Raw genomic sequence first — 14,364 nt, 5'->3', positions numbered from 1 at the left:
CCATGACCACCACCCTCCCGCCCGCCCCGGCCCGCCAGATCGTCCCGCCCGAGGACCGGTACGCGACCGAACTGGCCTTCCTCGCCGCCCACGACGACGGACCCCGCCCGCCCGCCTGGCGGCTCACCCCGCGCGCGGTCGTCACCTTCGTCATGGGCAGCGACGGCCGGGCCCTGAAGCTGCCCGACACCGCCGAGGCCCCCGCCGGAGTGCCGAACCGCCTGGTCGTCGAGGGCAAGTTCGTCGGCGACCGGGCACTCGTCGAGCGATGCGTGGTGACCCTCGCCGGGGAGCGCGGCCTGCTGCTCGTCGGCGAGCCCGGCACCGCCAAGTCGATGCTGTCCGAGCTGCTCTCCGCCGCCGTGTGCGGCACCAGCGGACTGGTCGTGCAGGGCACGGCCGGAACCACCGAGGACCAGCTCAAGTACGGCTGGAACTACGCGCTGCTTCTGGCCCAGGGCCCCACCCGGCAGGCGCTCGTGCCGTCCCCGGTGCTGACCGCCATGTCCCGGGGCGCGACGGCCCGCGTCGAGGAGGTCACCCGCTGCCTGCCCGAAGTGCAGGACGCCCTGGTGTCGTTGCTCTCCGAGCGGCGGATCGCCGTGCCCGAACTCGCCGGAACCGACGACGCCCTGGCGCACGCGGCACCCGGATTCAACCTCATCGCCACCGCCAACCTGCGGGACAAGGGCGTCTCCGAGATGTCCGCGGCCCTCAAGCGCCGCTTCAACTTCGAGACGGTCGGCCCCATCGGCGACCTCGACGCGGAGACCGCGCTGGTGCGCGGCCAGGCGCGGGCCGCCGTGGAGCGCTCCGGCGCGCCCTTCCAGGTCGACGACGCCGTCTTGGAGGCCCTGGTGACCGCGTTCCGGGACCTGCGCGAGGGCCGGTCGGCCGAGGGCTGGGAGGTGGAGCGGCCCTCGACGGTGATGAGCACCGCCGAAGCCGTGTCCGTCGCCGGCGCGCTCGCCCTAGCGGCCGCCTACTTCCCGGGTGACCGGGACGTGCTCGGACTGCTGCCCGGCCACCTGCTCGGCGTGGTCCGCAAGGACGACCCCGCCGACGCCGCCCGGCTGCGCGGCTACTGGGACGGCCCCGTCCGGCGCCGCGCCGAGCAGGGCTCCGCCACCTGGCGCACCCTGTGGGACCTGCGCACGGTCCTGGAGGGCTGACGGCCGTGTCCCTCTCCCACGGGGTCGCCACCGACGCCCCGCCCGTCACCCCCGACGAGGCGCTCGCCCTGCTCACCGGCCCGTCCGCGCCCTGCCTCATCGGCGTACGGCACCACGCGCCCTCCCTGGCCGCGGCTGTGCCCGCGCTGCTGGACGAGGCGGAGCCGGAGGTGCTCCTCGTCGAACTGCCTGCGGAGATGCAGCGGTGGCTGCCCTGGCTGGGGCACGAGGAGACCCGGGCCCCGGTGGCGCTCGCCGCAGCCGGCGACGGCGGCGACGGGGGACCGGCGTTCTACCCGTTCGCCGACTTCTCGCCCGAACTGGCCGCCGTGCGCTGGGCCGTCCGGCACGGCGTGCCGGTGACCGCCTGCGACCTGCCGCTCGCCGACCCCGCGTGGAGCGACGGACGGCGGGCCGCGGAGCGGGCAGCGGGCGGCCCCGGGCTCGCCGAGGCGCTGCGGACCCGGCTGACGGGCCGTGCCGGGGACGACCTCTGGGACCGGCTGGTCGAGGCGACCGCCCCCGGCTCCCCGCCCGAGGCCCTGCGGCGCGCCGCCCTGCTCACCGGGTGGGCCCTGCGCGAGGACGCCGCCGCCTCGGGCGGCGTACCCGAGCTGGACCTGCGGCGCGAACGCTGGATGCGGGCCCGGCTGGCCGAAGCCACCGCGCGGGGCGAACGGGCAGCCGTGGTGGTCGGCGCCTTCCACGCCCCGGCGCTGCTCCAGCGGGACACGAAGGAGGAGAAGGAGGAGGGCCCGGTCGCGGACGACGCGCGCCGGCCCGAGTGGAACACCTCGCTGATCCCCTACACCTACGCCCTCCTCGACGAGCGGTCCGGCTACCCGGCGGGCATCCGGGACCCGGAGTGGCAGGACATGGTCCTGCGCGCGGCGGGCGACCCGGCGGCCCTGGAGGAGGCGCTGGCCCGCGCGGCCGTACGCGTCTGCGCCGAACTGCGCGGCCTCGGGCACCCCTCGGGTCCCGCCGACGCCCGGGAGATCAGCCGGCTCGCCTCGGACCTCGCCCGGCTGCGCGGGCTGCCCGCGGCGGGCCGCGGCGAACTGGTCGAGGCCGTCCAGACGGTGCTCGCGCAGGGCGAACCGTACGGGCGGGGACGGGCCGTGGCGCGGGCGATGGAGCGCGTGCTCGTCGGCACCCGCACCGGCCGCCCCGCGCCCGCCGCGCCGCGCAGCGGCCTCGTCCCCGCGGTCGAGGCCGAACTGGCGCGGCTCTCCCTGCCCGGACCGAGGGAGGGCGGCCCCGGCCCCGCACGAGATCTGCGGCTGGACCCGCTGCGCTCCGACCTCGACCGGCGGCGCGAACTGCTGCTGCGCAGGCTGACGGTGTGCGGGGTGCCCTACGCGGAGGCCCGCGAGGTCGTCGGCGCGGGCGGTGCCGAGGCCCTCACCTCCCGCTGGGAGGTGCGCTGGACACCCGCCACGGCCGCCATGCTGACCGCTGCCGGCGTGCGCGGGGTCACCCCCGCGCAGGCGGCCGAAGGCGTGCTGCGCCAGCGGCGGCGCCAGGAGGCCGACGAGGGCGGGCCCACGGCCGCGCAGGCCCTCGAAGGACTGGAACGGGCGGCGGAGTGCGGCCTGACCGGGCTCGCCGGCGAACGGCTCGACGACGTCGCGGACATCCTGCCCACGGCCGCCGCCCTGCCGGAACTCCTGGCCGGACTCGCCCTGCTGGACCGGCTGCGGGCCGGTCACGTCCCCGGCCTCCCCGCCGACCCGGACCGCGACGCCCGGGCGGCCGCCGCGGCGGAACTGCTCACGGCGGCGGCGGTGCGGCAGGTCGACGGCCTGACCGGGTCCGAGGACCCCGCCGACGCCCACGCCCTGCTCGAACTGTCCCACCGGGCGGACCTGCTGGGCGGGATCCGGCTCGCCGACGCCCTGGACCGGCTGGCCGCCGACGGCTCCCCGCTGATGCGCGGCGCCGCCGGGGCCGTACGCGTCCTGCTCGGGCACGAGGACGCGCACACTTTCGGCGACCGTGTGGCCTCCTGGGTCGACGGGGCCACCGACCCCGACTCCCGAGCCGCGCTCACCGCCCGGCTCGGCGGCCTGCTGACCGCTGCGGGACCGCTGCTGGAGGCGGCGGCGCCCGCGCTGGAACCCCTGCTCACCCGGATCACCGAGCTGCCCGACCGGGATTTCCTCGACCGGCTCCCCGCGCTGCGCGGCGGTTTCGACACCCTGAGCCCCGCCGCCCGCGACCGGCTCTTCGCCGCCGTCGAGGAGCGCCTGGGCACCACACACGTCGCCGACACCGGCGGCGTCGACCCGGCCGCGCTCGCCGCGTGGACCTCGGCGGACCTCGCGGCCCGCGAGACACTGCGGTCGCTGGCACTGCTGCCCCCGCCTGCGGGCGGCACGCCGGAAGTCCTCCCGGACACCGTCCCGCAGGCCGCCGCGGCCGACGACCGCCGCCTCGCCCCCGCCGACCGCTGGCGCCTCCTCCTCGGCCGCCGCACCGACGGACTGCCGTCCTCCGCCGCGCCACTCGCGACCGCGCTGGACGAGCTGTACGGCAGCGGACGCGGCGAAGGCAGCCGCGGCGGGCTCACGGGCCGTGGAACCGGCGGCGGACGCGAGGCCCCGTATCCCGGAGTGCGGGAGTGGTCGGAGGAACTGGCCGCGCTGTTCGGACCCGGTATCCGGGAGGAGGTCCTGGCGGCCGCCGCCGCGTCGGGCCGCACCGACGTCCTCACCGAACTGGACGCGGACGGGGTGCGGCCCTCGGTGGACCTGCTGCGCACCGTGCTGCGGCACGCCGGGGGACTGCCCGAGGCACGGCTGGCCGCCCTGCGACCGCTCGTGCGGCGGCTGGTCGAGGCACTCACCAGGCAGCTGGCCACCCGCCTGCGCCCCGCCCTGCACGGCACCGCCCTGCCACGCCCCAGCAAACGACCCGGCGGTGGCCTCGACCTGCCCCGCACCCTCCGGGCCAACCTGGCGACCGCGCGCCGCGACCCGGACGGCACGGTCCGGGTGATCCCCGAGCACCCCGTCTTCCGCGCCCGGGGCCGCCGGGCCGCCGACTGGCGGCTGATCCTGGTCACGGACGTCTCGGGGTCCATGGAGGCGTCCACGGTGTGGGCCGCGCTGACCGCCTCGGTGCTCGCGGGGGTGCCGACGCTCTCCACCCACTTCCTGGCGTTCTCCACGGAGGTGATCGACCTCACCGGGCACGTGGACGACCCGCTGTCGCTCCTGCTGGAGGTCAGCGTCGGCGGCGGCACCCACATTGCCGCCGGGCTGCGGCACGCGCGCGAGCTCGTGACCGTGCCGTCACGCACCCTCGTCGTGGTGGTCAGCGACTTCGAGGAGGGTTACCCCCTCGGCGGCCTGCTCGCCGAGGTCCGCGCGCTGGTCTCGGCCGGCTGCCACGTCCTGGGCTGCGCGAGCCTCGACGACACCGGCCGGCCCCGCTACTCCACGGGTGTGGCCGGCCAACTCGTCGCCGCGGGCATGCCCGTCGCCGCCCTCAGTCCGCTCGAACTGGCCCGCTGGGTAGGGGAGAAGATCGCATGAGCCCGGACCTGCCTCCGGTCGTCCCGTCCGTCACCGCCGAACTCGTCGGGGCGCTCCCGCCCCGGCTCCGGAAACGGCTGGACGCGGGCGTCACCAAGCTCGTGGCGCGTCCGGCCGTCCGGGACGGCGACACCGTGCGGATCGCGGTCGACGACGACACCGACCTGGTGCTGCACGCGCCCGGCGGGGCGGTGACCCGCGCGGACGCGATCCGCTGCGGGTGCCTGCTGGCCCCCGACTGCCTGCACCGCGCGGCGGCGGCCTCGGCCGCGCCGGTCGCCGACGAGGCCCCGGCCGGGGACCCGGAGAAGCCGGAGACGCCCGACGAGCCGGAGACGGCACCGGCGGCGGAGGCGGGGGACGATGCCGCGAACGCCGGTCGGCGTGCCGCGGCCCGGGCGGTGTCCGACGCGGCCGCCGCCGTCCTGGAAGCCGGCACCGACGGGGCCGGCGCCGTGCTCCAGGCGGAACTGCTGCACGCCGCCCACACCGCCCGCCTGGCCGGCCTCCCCAGGCTCTCGGCCGCCGCGGTCGCCGTGGTGACCGGGGTGCGCGCGGCCCGTTCCGGCGATCCCGGGTACCGGCTCACCGACCTCGCCGGCGCGCTGGCCGGCGTCCTCGGCGTCGCCCACCGCCTCCCGCACGCCACCGGCCCGGAGCTGACCGACCTGCGCGGCACGGCCCGGCAGCCGTACCGGCCGGACGGCTCCCTGCGCCTGTACGGCCTCTTCTCCGAGCCCGTGCTCACGGCGACCGGGTACGCGGGCGCGGTCACCTGGACCGCGGACGCCGAGGGACGTCTGTACACGGTGTCGGACGTGGCGCCGGGCGGTCCCGCCCGGGCGACCGACGCCGCCGACCGGGCGGTGCGGATCGGCGACACCTCCCTGACCCACCGCGAACTGTCCCGCGCCGGGCTGGCCGTGTCCGGGGCGACCGTCTCCCCGACGGGGCGGCTCGGCGCGGGGGCGGGGGTGCGGGCGGTGCGCGCGAGCGGCGTCGCATGGCGTGCCGAGCCGCTGGACCGGCTGTGGGCCGAGCCCGCCGCCGAGCAGGTGTCCCGGGCGCTGAACGGGGGGCGGGACCTGCTGTTCCTCGAGGTGACCCCCGTCGGCGCCGTGCGGGAGACAGCGGGCGACTGCCTGCTGGCCGACTGCGACGGACTGTCCGTGCTGCTGACCACCGCCCATGACGACCCGTCACTGCCCTGCCGCGAGAACCTCCGCCTGCTCGCCGCAGCCGGCCGCGGCCGGCTGCGGATCGTCGCACGCCTGGTGCCCGGACCGTTCCCCCGCGCCCTGCTGCTCGCGGCCGAGCACCCCGCCGACCCGGACGCCCGGGTGGACCTCGGCCTGGACCGCCTCCAGCACGCCGATCTGCCCGGCGGGGTGGTCGCGCCCCCGGACCGGGCCCTGCCCGCCGGGGACGAGGCCCCGCTGCACCTGCTGCGCCGCCGCGTCCACCAGGCGGTGTCGGGAGGCCGCCGGGTCCTCGCCTTCGCCGGGGACCGGCCCGACGACGGAGCCCGCCTGCGCCGGGCCGGCCTCGCCACGGCGGGCGACCTCCTGGACGACCTCCACGCCGCCGCCGCGGACCGCTCCCGCGACGTCTTCGGCCGCCTGCTCCCGGCCGACACGGACCGCTTCGGCCGGTCCTGGCTGGCCGCCGCCGTCTACACCGACGCGGTCGAACGGGCCCTGTGCGCGGACGCCTGGGGGGCCACCGCGACCGGGGCGGGCGGTGCGCGTCCCCCGGCGACCCCGATCCACTGAGGTAAGGCGTACCTAACATCGGATAGTGTTCTCTGCGCAACCACCCTTGGGACACGCACAGCTGGGAGCCGGCCCTTGCCGCACACGACCGACACCGCCCCGCTCCGGCCGGGCACCGTCAGCGACGAGGGCTGGGTCGAGCTCGGCTCCCCCGAGGAGCTGCGGCACCTCCTCGGCGAGCCGTGGCCGGTAGTGATCGACAAGGTGCACGACCGGCTGACCGACGACGACCTGGACATCCTGGCCCGCTCGCCGTTCTGTCTGCTCGCCACCTCCGACGCCGACGGCAACTGCGACGTCTCCCCGCGCGGCGACGCCCCGGGGTTCACCCACGTCCTCGGGCCCGGCACCCTCGCGCTGCCCGACCGGCCGGGCAACCGCAGGGGCGACAGCTTCCACAACGTCCTCGCCAATCCGCACGCCGGCCTGCTCTATCTGATTCCCGGCGGCAAGCAGGTGCTGCGCGTCAACGGACGCGCCCGCATCCTCACCGACGCGCCCTTCTTCGACGCGATGACGCGCGACGGCCGGCGGCCCCGGCTGGCCCTGGTGCTGGACATCGACGAGATCTATCTGCACTGCCCGCAGTCTCTCAACAGGTCGGGGCTGTGGAGCCCCGACTCGTGGGGGCGCACGGGCTGAGCGCCCGTCAGGCGGCCTCGTGGATGACGAGCTTGAACTCCGCCAGGACGATGTTCCGCGCGACGCCGTCGTCATGGGTGGCGCGCACCGCCAGCGGGACGGCCGGGTCGACGAAGACACCCCACTGTTTCGTCCAGCACTGCATGCCGGGACTGGGCGGCCGGTGCTCCGTCGCCGTGGTGTCGTTGGGCGCCGGGGTGAGGCCGAGCGGATCCCGGACGAACTGGTCCCGCAGTTCGTCGTAGCCGCCAGCCTCCCACTGGATCATCGCGTACAGGACGCCCCAGCCGGCCGTGCTGGGCCATATCAGCCCTGACCGGTCGTCGGTGTCCCAGCTCGTGATCACGTACCCGTCCGGCTGGTTGACCTGGTGCATGTTGAACCGGTCGGAGGACTCGGCGGCCCCGAAGGGGAATCTGATGACCTTGTAGGGGCTGTTCGCCGGGATCGACTGAGGGGTGTCCCGCTTCAGGGAACAGACCTGCACTCCGGGCGAAGCCGTCGCATGGGTGGACATGACGCGAGGCTTCCCGTCCCCGGCCGCTCCGATGTCCCGGACCCCCTGGGAACAACCGTGCGGGCGGACGTGTTCATGAGGCGTCGGAAGGAGCACCCCATGGCACGCAGTACCGCACGGCCGGTCGTCAGGCTGATGTCGACAGCCGGTACCGGAGTCACCTACGTGACCCGCAAGAACCGGTCGAACGACCCCGACCGGCTGGTCCTGCGGAAGTACGACCCGGTCGCCGGCGCGCACGTCGTCTTCCGCGAGGAACGATGACCCGCGTGACCGGCGTGACCGGCGTGACCGGCGAGGACGGTCCGCGTCCCGGGGCCCGTCAGGGCTGACGGGCCGCGCACCGGCCGGCCGGACGGCCCGGCACCGTGACCACGGTGCCGGGCCGTCCGCGGTGTGGCGCGGCGTCCGCCCGCCCGCCGCCGGGCCAGGATGGACCAAACGGACGTTCTGGAGGCGCAGATGACGGTGGAGCGGGTCGGCATGGTCGTGCACGGCGGTCGTCCCGAGGCCACGGAGGCCGCGCGCTCGGTCCGGGCGTGGTGCGAGGCGCACGGGGTCGTCTGCAGGGACATCGACGTGTGGCACGACGGCGGACGGCGCAGCGCCCGGCAGGAGGTGGCGGCGGCGGGCGATCCCGACCTCGTCGTCACCCTGGGCGGCGACGGCACCTTCCTGCGCGGGGCCCGGCTCGCCGCCTCCGCCGACGCCCTGGTGCTGGGCGTCGACCTGGGCCGGGTGGGCTTCCTGACCGAGGTGCCCATGGCCCGGATCCGCGCCGCGCTGGACGCCGTGCGCGAGGGCCGGCTCGACGTGGAGCGGCGGATGCTGCTGACGATGCGCGCCTCCCGCCGCCTGGAGGTGCCCTCCGACATCGAGGCCGTCACGAAGTACGGCCGGGGCCCGCTCCTGCCCCCGACGAGCGTGCGCTCCGACTGCGAGACGGGCGGCGAGTGGGGCGTCCCGCTGGACGTGACCGCCCTCAACGACGTGGTGCTGGAGAAGCTCGCCCGCGACCGGCAGGTGTCGGCCGGCGTGTACATCGCGGGACGGCTGCTGGCCTCGTACTCGGCCGACGCGTTGCTGGTGGCCACCCCCACCGGCTCGACCGCCTACAGCTTCGCCGCCGGCGGTCCCGTGGTCTCGCCGCGCGCCGAGACGCTGGTGTTCACCCCGGTGGCACCGCACATGACGTTCGACCGCTCGGTCGTGGCCGCCCCGGACGAACCCGTCGGGCTGCGGGTGCTCGAACACTCGGGCCGCGCCGCCGTCAGCATCGACGGCCAGCTCCGCGGCGTGCTCGGCCCCGGTGACTGGATCGGCGTGTACGCGGCGCCGCACCGGCTGCGGGTCGCGCGGCTCGGCCCGGTGGACTTCTACGGCCGCCTCCGCCACCGGATGAACCTCACCGACGCGCCCGCCGCCGTCGCCGACGGTGTGCCCGCACCCCTCTGGCCGGTGAGCGGCCCGCCCCCGGGGGACCTGGCGCACCTCGCCCTGCCGCGGGGCCCGGCCGGATGAGCCCGGAACCCGGCCGCCGCACTCCGGAATGAGGTGCGGCACACCGCCGCCGTCTCCTACGGTGCGGTCATGCGCGTGGTTCTCACGAAGGCCCCGGCACGAGCTACGACATCGAGGTGCGGCGCGAGACCGGCCCGGCGCTCGCTCCCCGCAACGGGCCCGGCGGGCACCCGTATCTGCCGCGGGCCAGAACAGGCCGTTGTCGCCGGCGGCCGGCCGCCCGACCGGTGGCACGCCCTGCCGGTCGGGCGGCGCGCTCACTCTGACGTGGCCCGGACCGCACGGTTGCGGCGGACCGAGGAGTAGAAGGACGCGCCGATGAGCGTCACGCCGATGAGGCCGGTGACGACGTCGTTGATCTGGTACTGGATGCTCACGAGAAGGATGAGGGCGAGCGCGCCGATCGCGTAGTGGGCGCCGTGCTCCAGGTAGACGTAGTCGTCCAGGGTGCCCTGGCGGACCAGGTAGACGGTGAGGGAACGGACGTACATGGCGCCGATGCCGAGGCCGAGCGCCATCAGGACGATGTCGTTGGTGATGGCGAAGGCGCCGATGACGCCGTCGAAGGAGAAGGAGGCGTCCAGGACCTCGAGGTAGAGGAAGGTGAAGAACGCGGCCCTGCCCGACAGGGCGAGCGCGGACCCGCCTCCGCCCGCGCCGCCGGACCGCTCCTCGCTCTGCCGCCTGCTCTCCTCGTCGGCCAGCCTGCCCTCGAAGAAGCCGGAGAGCCCGCCCACGACCAGGTACGTGATCAGTCCCGCGATGCCCGAGACGAGAACCGTCTGCGCCTTGTCGGCGTGCGTGCCGCCGTGCTGGTGGGCGTGGGCGGCGAAGGTGAGGGAGGTGACGAGGAGGACGCAGAGGGCGAGGCAGACCGACAGCATGTCGATCCGCCCGAGCCTGGCGAGGGGCCGTTCGAGGGGGCCCAGCCACTTGGTCTCGCGGTCCTCGAAGATGAAGTCGAGGAAGATCATCAGCAGGAACATCCCGCCGAACGCGGCGATCGCCGGGTGCGCGTCGGTGACGAGCTGCTGATAGCGGTCCTTGTCGGTGAGCGCGAGGTGAACGGCCTGGGACGGCGCGAGCCGGGCGCTGACGGTGACGATGACGATCGGGAAGAGCAGCCGCATGCCGAAGACGGCGATCAGGATGCCGATGGTGAGGAACATCCGCTGCCAGAAGGCGTTGAGCCGTTTCAGGATGCCGGCGTTGATCACCGCGTTGTCGAAGGACAGCGAGACCTCGAGGACGGCGAGGATGGCGACCAGCCCCAGGGCCGTCCAGCCGTCGTACAGCACACCGGCCACCAGGCCGAGGGCCGTGACCGCGAAGGCCCAGCGGAACGTCTTCAGCAGCACGCGTCACTCCCCGCTCTCTCGTCGTGCTCGTCGCCGGACGACGGGCCCCGTTCCAGTGCCCCTCCCGTGGATGTCTACTACGCCGGGAACGCTGAAGAGTGGCCGACACCACGTCGGGCGGCCTCCGGCCGCACCGGATTCCGGGCCGTGCGGCGGGGAGCACGGACGGCCCGGGAACGAGTCAGCGGCGCCGGCGGCGTACCAGGCGGCGGAACTCCCTCGTCCCGCCGGCCGGCGCGGGCAGCGCGCCCGCCACCGCGTCGGCCAGCAGGGTGCCGACCGTCTCGGCGGCGCAGGCGCGGTTGGCGCCGATGCCTCCCGAGGGCCCGCGCTTGATCCAGCCGACGACGTACGTCCCGGTCCCGCCGGTCACCCGGCCGCGCTGGTGCGGCACGGTCCCGGTGACCTCGTCGAACGGCAGCCCGGCCTGGGCGACCCCCCGGTAGCCGACCGCCCGCAGTGCCAGACCGGCCGGGATGTCCAGCTCCCCGGCGCCGCCGGTGACGCGCACCGCGCGGGTGCCCTCGGCGCCGCGGACCGCCACCGGGGCGGAGAGGAAGCGGAACACGATGCGCCGCCGTCCTGCCGGGGCCGGCGGCAGGGACCAGTCGACGGCCTCCCGCGCCACTGGCCGCAGCACCGCGGCCTTGTCGCCCGGCCCGGCGCCGTCGATCGCCGCGCCGATGCGCGGATCGTGGTCGTCGACGAGCAGGTCCACCCCGGGAAGGTGCTGCAGGGCCAGCGACTCCGGTCTGGTGTACGCCGCGTCCTGCGGGCCGCGGCGCCCGAGCAGCACCACTTCGCGCACCCTGCTGCGGCGCAGTTCCGCCAGCGCGTGACCGGCGATCTCGGTGCCGGACAGGGACTCCGGGTCGGAGACCAGGATCCGGGCGACGTCGAGCGCGACATTGCCGTTGCCGATCACGACGACCCGTTCGGCCGTCAGGCGGACGGCGTCCGCGGCGACCTCCGGGTGCCCGTTGTACCAGGCCACGAAGGTGGTGGCGGAGACGCTGCCCGGTCCGTCCTCGCCCGGTATGCCGAGCCGCCGGTCCGTGGCGGCGCCCACCGCGTAGATCACCGCGTCGTGGTGGGCGGCGATCTCCTCCGCCGTGACATGGCTGCCGACGTCGAGGCCCAGATACGTCCGCACCCGCGGATGGGCGCGGAAGCGGGCGAAGGTCTCGCCGACCTTCCGGGTGCCCGGATGGTCCGGCGCCACGCCGTACCGCACGAGCCCGCCGGCGGCCGGAAGCCGGTCGATGAGCGTCACCTCGGCCGGTGTGTGCAGCAGCAGGTCCCTGGCGGCGTACATGCCGGCCGGTCCGGTGCCGACGATCGCGACCCGCAGCGCCCCGAAGTCGGCCGGCAGCACCCGGTCGAAGACCGGCTCGCCCCAGGCGTGGAAGTTGGGGCCGGTCCTCTCCGGCACGGCCGCTGCCGCGGGGGACCGCGTGGCGTCGCTGTCGTCGTCGGCGCCGTTGTGGTCGTTCTCGAAGTAGGCCGCGTTGATCCGCTCGTACACCCGCTGTCCCTCGGACAGCCGGTCCACGGGCAGGATGGCGTCCGCCGGGCAGGCGTCGGCGCAGGCGCCGCAGTCGATGCAGCTCCTCGGGTCGATGTGCAGCATCTCCGTGCTGCCGAAGGCCCGCTCCTCGGGCGTGGGATGAATGCAGTTGACCGGGCAGACGGACACACAGGTGGCGTCGTTGCAGCAGGTCTGGGTGATCGCGAAGGCCATGGTCGTCCGCTCCGCTGGAGGCCGGGGTAGGCGCGGGCTGGGGGGTCAGGTGAGGTTGGCGCGCTTGTAGAAGAAGAGCGCGGGGCCGGTGAGCAGGCCCACCGAGGCCAGGAACTCCATCAGCCCGGAACAGCTCGCGCGCATCATCGACTTGTGGTGTTGGTTGGCCTTCGCCTCACGGATCGCACGCCGCTCGTCCAGCCCGGCGTTACCGTAGACCTTCCGGTTCACCATGCTGGTGACGATGACGTAGGCCGCGACGGCGATCAGCAGGGCGTGCACCCGGCGGCGCAGCCACCCGGCGCCGGCGAGGTGCCTGCGCGTCTCCTCGCGGGCGAACTTCATGTGCCGCGACTCCTCGACGACATGGATGTTGTTGATGGTGCGGACGAAGGGGACGACCCGCTCGTCGCGCATCCAGTCGCGCTGCATGACGTCGAGGACCTCCTCGGCGACCAGGATCGCCGCGTACGCGGCCTCCCCGAAGGCCACGGTCTTGAAGAGGCGCCCGAGCTCGACCGCGAACCGGTGCGGGCGGTACGCCGGGGCCCCGAGCTTCTTCGCGCCGCGGGCGAACATGATCGAGTGCCGGCACTCGTCCGCTATCTCGGTGAGCGCCCACTGGACGGTGTCGTCGGTCGGGTCCTTCGCGTAGATGTCCCGCAGCACCATCTGCTGCAGGATCATCTCGAACCAGATGCCCGTGCTGGCGACGGACGCGGCCTCCTGGCGGGTCAGCGCCTTGCGCTGCGCGTCGGTCAGCTCGTCCCAGTACGCCGTCCCGTAGAGCGTGCTCCACTCCGGACTGGCGCCGTGGAAGTCCGTGTCGAGCGGAGTGTCCCAGTCGACCTCGGTGAGCGGGTCGTAGGAGAGCTGCGCGGACGAGTCCAGCAGCCGCCGGGCCACGCCGTCCTGGGAGGGCCGGCCGGCGGCCTCGGACGGGGGAGTGCTGATGGCCATGCTGAGGCTCCTCGAGTCGGGGTCCGTGAGCATTACCGCGGGTAACGAGCCGCTTGCTGACGAACCTTATAACAAGAGGAGCCCGGTTCCTACCCCCAAGTAGCCGAGCGGTGAAGCGGAGGACCCGGGGGCGTGACGACCGCGGCGCCGTTCTCCCGCGTCAGTTGATGCCGCTCGGGGTGGGCTGGGGCGTGCCGCCGGCCAGGACCTCCTGGAGCCGCTGCGTGCCCTGCTTCACGGCGGTCGTGGTGGTGTCGTGGGAGATGCCGGCGGTCCCGCCGTTGGTGACGGTGATCGCGTTCGCGCCGACCTGGACGACGGCGACGTCCACGGTGAGGGTCACGGGCCGGCCGTTGCTGTCGCCCTTCACCGTCACGGTCATTCCCTGCCGGGCGTCGCCCACGTCGGGCAGCGACATCGCGACGACCTGGACGGTGCGGTCGCCGTTGTCCCCGCCGGTCAGGGTGAACTGGTCGCAGGTGTCGGGGAGCGACTGCAGCGACGTCATCGACTTGTCGAGGGCGGCCTTGTCGTAGGAGGCGACCTGGTAGAGCAGCCGGGCGTCGTCCTCCTGGAACCCGGTGAGCGCCGACACCCCTGACGTGCTGCCCAGCAGGGTCTCGTCGTACAGCGAGTCGACCAGGTTCTGGCAGTCCTGCGCGTCGCTCTTCCCCGTGACGAACGCGGCCACGTCGACCTTGCCGACCAGCAGGGAGTCCTTCCATGCCTGCGGGTTCTCCACCTGGGTCCAGTTGTCCTCGATGTCCGCCGCGGTGATCAGCGCGTTCTTCGCGCCGGTCTCGGTGAGCTGCGAGGCGGACGACGAGGCGGTGGGGGAGGACGCCGTGGACGTGGGGGAGCCGGTCTGTGTCGCGCGGGCCCGCTCGACGGCCGCGGAGGCGGTCTCCGACCCGGCCGACGCACCGTCCTCCGCGCTGGAGCAGGCCGCCGTGGTCAGAAGGGTCCCGGTGGCCAGTACGGCGGCCAGGACGCGGGACGAGCAGACGATCGAGCGGGGGGTGGTCACGAATGCCTCCTGAGGATGGGACGAGCGCCCCGGTGCCGACCTGCCCCGGGCGCTCTCTTGCCCTTGCCCTCTCACCGCACCACCGCTCCGCCCGGGCGACCAGCGCAGCGGAGGC

Annotated in this window: 11 protein-coding genes; 6 read left to right on the top strand and 5 right to left on the bottom strand. The window is 75.0% G+C overall.

The genetic code is table 11. From position 1 onward, the window contains the following. Positions 1 to 2 precede the first annotated feature (2 nt). The 4 genes from CNQ36_RS01715 (at position 3) to CNQ36_RS01700 (ending at position 7,125) form a co-directional block, all read left to right on the top strand. Entirely contained in the window at positions 3 to 1,172 is a 1,170-nt protein-coding gene (locus CNQ36_RS01715) for an ATP-binding protein (protein WP_121544632.1), read from the top strand. Positions 1,173 to 1,177: 5 nt separating this feature from the next. Next, the gene (locus CNQ36_RS01710; RefSeq protein ID WP_163013177.1) at positions 1,178 to 4,711 is read left to right on the top strand and encodes a vWA domain-containing protein; all 3,534 of its coding nucleotides are present in this window, start codon (positions 1,178 to 1,180) and stop codon (positions 4,709 to 4,711) included. Further along, positions 4,708 to 6,483, top strand: a complete 1,776-nt coding sequence (locus tag CNQ36_RS01705) for an SWIM zinc finger family protein (RefSeq protein WP_121544630.1) — start codon at positions 4,708 to 4,710, stop codon at positions 6,481 to 6,483. The genes CNQ36_RS01710 and CNQ36_RS01705 overlap by 4 nt, the downstream gene beginning before the upstream one ends. Before the next feature lie 75 nt (positions 6,484 to 6,558). Next, positions 6,559 to 7,125 carry an MSMEG_1061 family FMN-dependent PPOX-type flavoprotein gene (locus CNQ36_RS01700; protein WP_121544629.1) on the top strand — a complete coding sequence of 189 codons (567 nt, stop codon included), beginning with the start codon at positions 6,559 to 6,561 and terminating at the stop codon, positions 7,123 to 7,125. A gap of 7 nt (positions 7,126 to 7,132) precedes the next feature. Here CNQ36_RS01700 and CNQ36_RS01695 read toward each other — a convergent pair whose 3' ends face one another. Beyond that, complete coding sequence (locus CNQ36_RS01695) at positions 7,133 to 7,642, bottom strand: hypothetical protein (protein ID WP_004936152.1); 510 nt, start codon at positions 7,640 to 7,642, stop codon at positions 7,133 to 7,135. 99 nt (positions 7,643 to 7,741) lie between these two features. Here CNQ36_RS01695 and rpmG point away from each other — a divergent pair, with 99 nt between their 5' ends. Further along, the gene (gene rpmG, locus CNQ36_RS01690; protein ID WP_121544628.1) at positions 7,742 to 7,906 is read left to right on the top strand and encodes a 50S ribosomal protein L33; all 165 of its coding nucleotides are present in this window, start codon (positions 7,742 to 7,744) and stop codon (positions 7,904 to 7,906) included. A 198-nt stretch (positions 7,907 to 8,104) separates the two neighbouring features. After that, positions 8,105 to 9,163: an NAD(+)/NADH kinase gene (locus CNQ36_RS01685; protein WP_121544627.1), complete on the top strand. Its 1,059-nt coding sequence runs from the start codon at positions 8,105 to 8,107 to the stop codon at positions 9,161 to 9,163. Between the two features lie 257 nt (positions 9,164 to 9,420). On the opposite strand, the gene CNQ36_RS01680 is transcribed toward CNQ36_RS01685, so the two are convergent. From CNQ36_RS01680 to CNQ36_RS01665, 4 genes are all read right to left on the bottom strand, one after another. After that, the gene (locus CNQ36_RS01680) at positions 9,421 to 10,521 is read right to left on the bottom strand and encodes a DUF475 domain-containing protein (RefSeq protein ID WP_121544626.1); all 1,101 of its coding nucleotides are present in this window, start codon (positions 10,519 to 10,521) and stop codon (positions 9,421 to 9,423) included. Between the two features lie 181 nt (positions 10,522 to 10,702). Then, positions 10,703 to 12,262 carry an FAD-dependent oxidoreductase gene (locus CNQ36_RS01675; RefSeq protein WP_121544625.1) on the bottom strand — a complete coding sequence of 520 codons (1,560 nt, stop codon included), beginning with the start codon at positions 12,260 to 12,262 and terminating at the stop codon, positions 10,703 to 10,705. A gap of 45 nt (positions 12,263 to 12,307) precedes the next feature. Next, the gene (locus CNQ36_RS01670) at positions 12,308 to 13,222 is read right to left on the bottom strand and encodes an AurF N-oxygenase family protein (protein ID WP_004936170.1); all 915 of its coding nucleotides are present in this window, start codon (positions 13,220 to 13,222) and stop codon (positions 12,308 to 12,310) included. 160 nt (positions 13,223 to 13,382) lie between these two features. Continuing rightward, a complete protein-coding gene (locus tag CNQ36_RS01665; protein WP_004936172.1) occupies positions 13,383 to 14,249 on the bottom strand; it encodes a hypothetical protein in 867 nt (288 codons plus the stop codon). Positions 14,250 to 14,364 lie beyond the last annotated feature (115 nt).

The organism is Streptomyces fungicidicus (assembly GCF_003665435.1).
In the GTDB taxonomy this organism is placed as follows: domain Bacteria; phylum Actinomycetota; class Actinomycetes; order Streptomycetales; family Streptomycetaceae; genus Streptomyces; species Streptomyces fungicidicus.
This window is presented reverse-complemented; position numbering and strand designations above follow the sequence as displayed.

Bases quoted from the DNA above. Each gene is read 5' to 3' on its own strand.
- CNQ36_RS01715 (WP_121544632.1), top strand. From the start codon at position 3: ATGACCACCACCCTCCCGCCCGCCCCGGCCCGCCAGATCGTCCCGCCC.
- CNQ36_RS01705 (WP_121544630.1), top strand. From the start codon at position 4,708: ATGAGCCCGGACCTGCCTCCGGTCGTCCCGTCCGTCACCGCCGAACTC.
- CNQ36_RS01695 (WP_004936152.1), bottom strand. From the start codon at position 7,642: ATGTCCACCCATGCGACGGCTTCGCCCGGAGTGCAGGTCTGTTCCCTG.
- rpmG (WP_121544628.1), top strand. From the start codon at position 7,742: ATGGCACGCAGTACCGCACGGCCGGTCGTCAGGCTGATGTCGACAGCC.
- CNQ36_RS01685 (WP_121544627.1), top strand. From the start codon at position 8,105: ATGACGGTGGAGCGGGTCGGCATGGTCGTGCACGGCGGTCGTCCCGAG.
- CNQ36_RS01675 (WP_121544625.1), bottom strand. From the start codon at position 12,262: ATGGCCTTCGCGATCACCCAGACCTGCTGCAACGACGCCACCTGTGTG.
- CNQ36_RS01670 (WP_004936170.1), bottom strand. From the start codon at position 13,222: ATGGCCATCAGCACTCCCCCGTCCGAGGCCGCCGGCCGGCCCTCCCAG.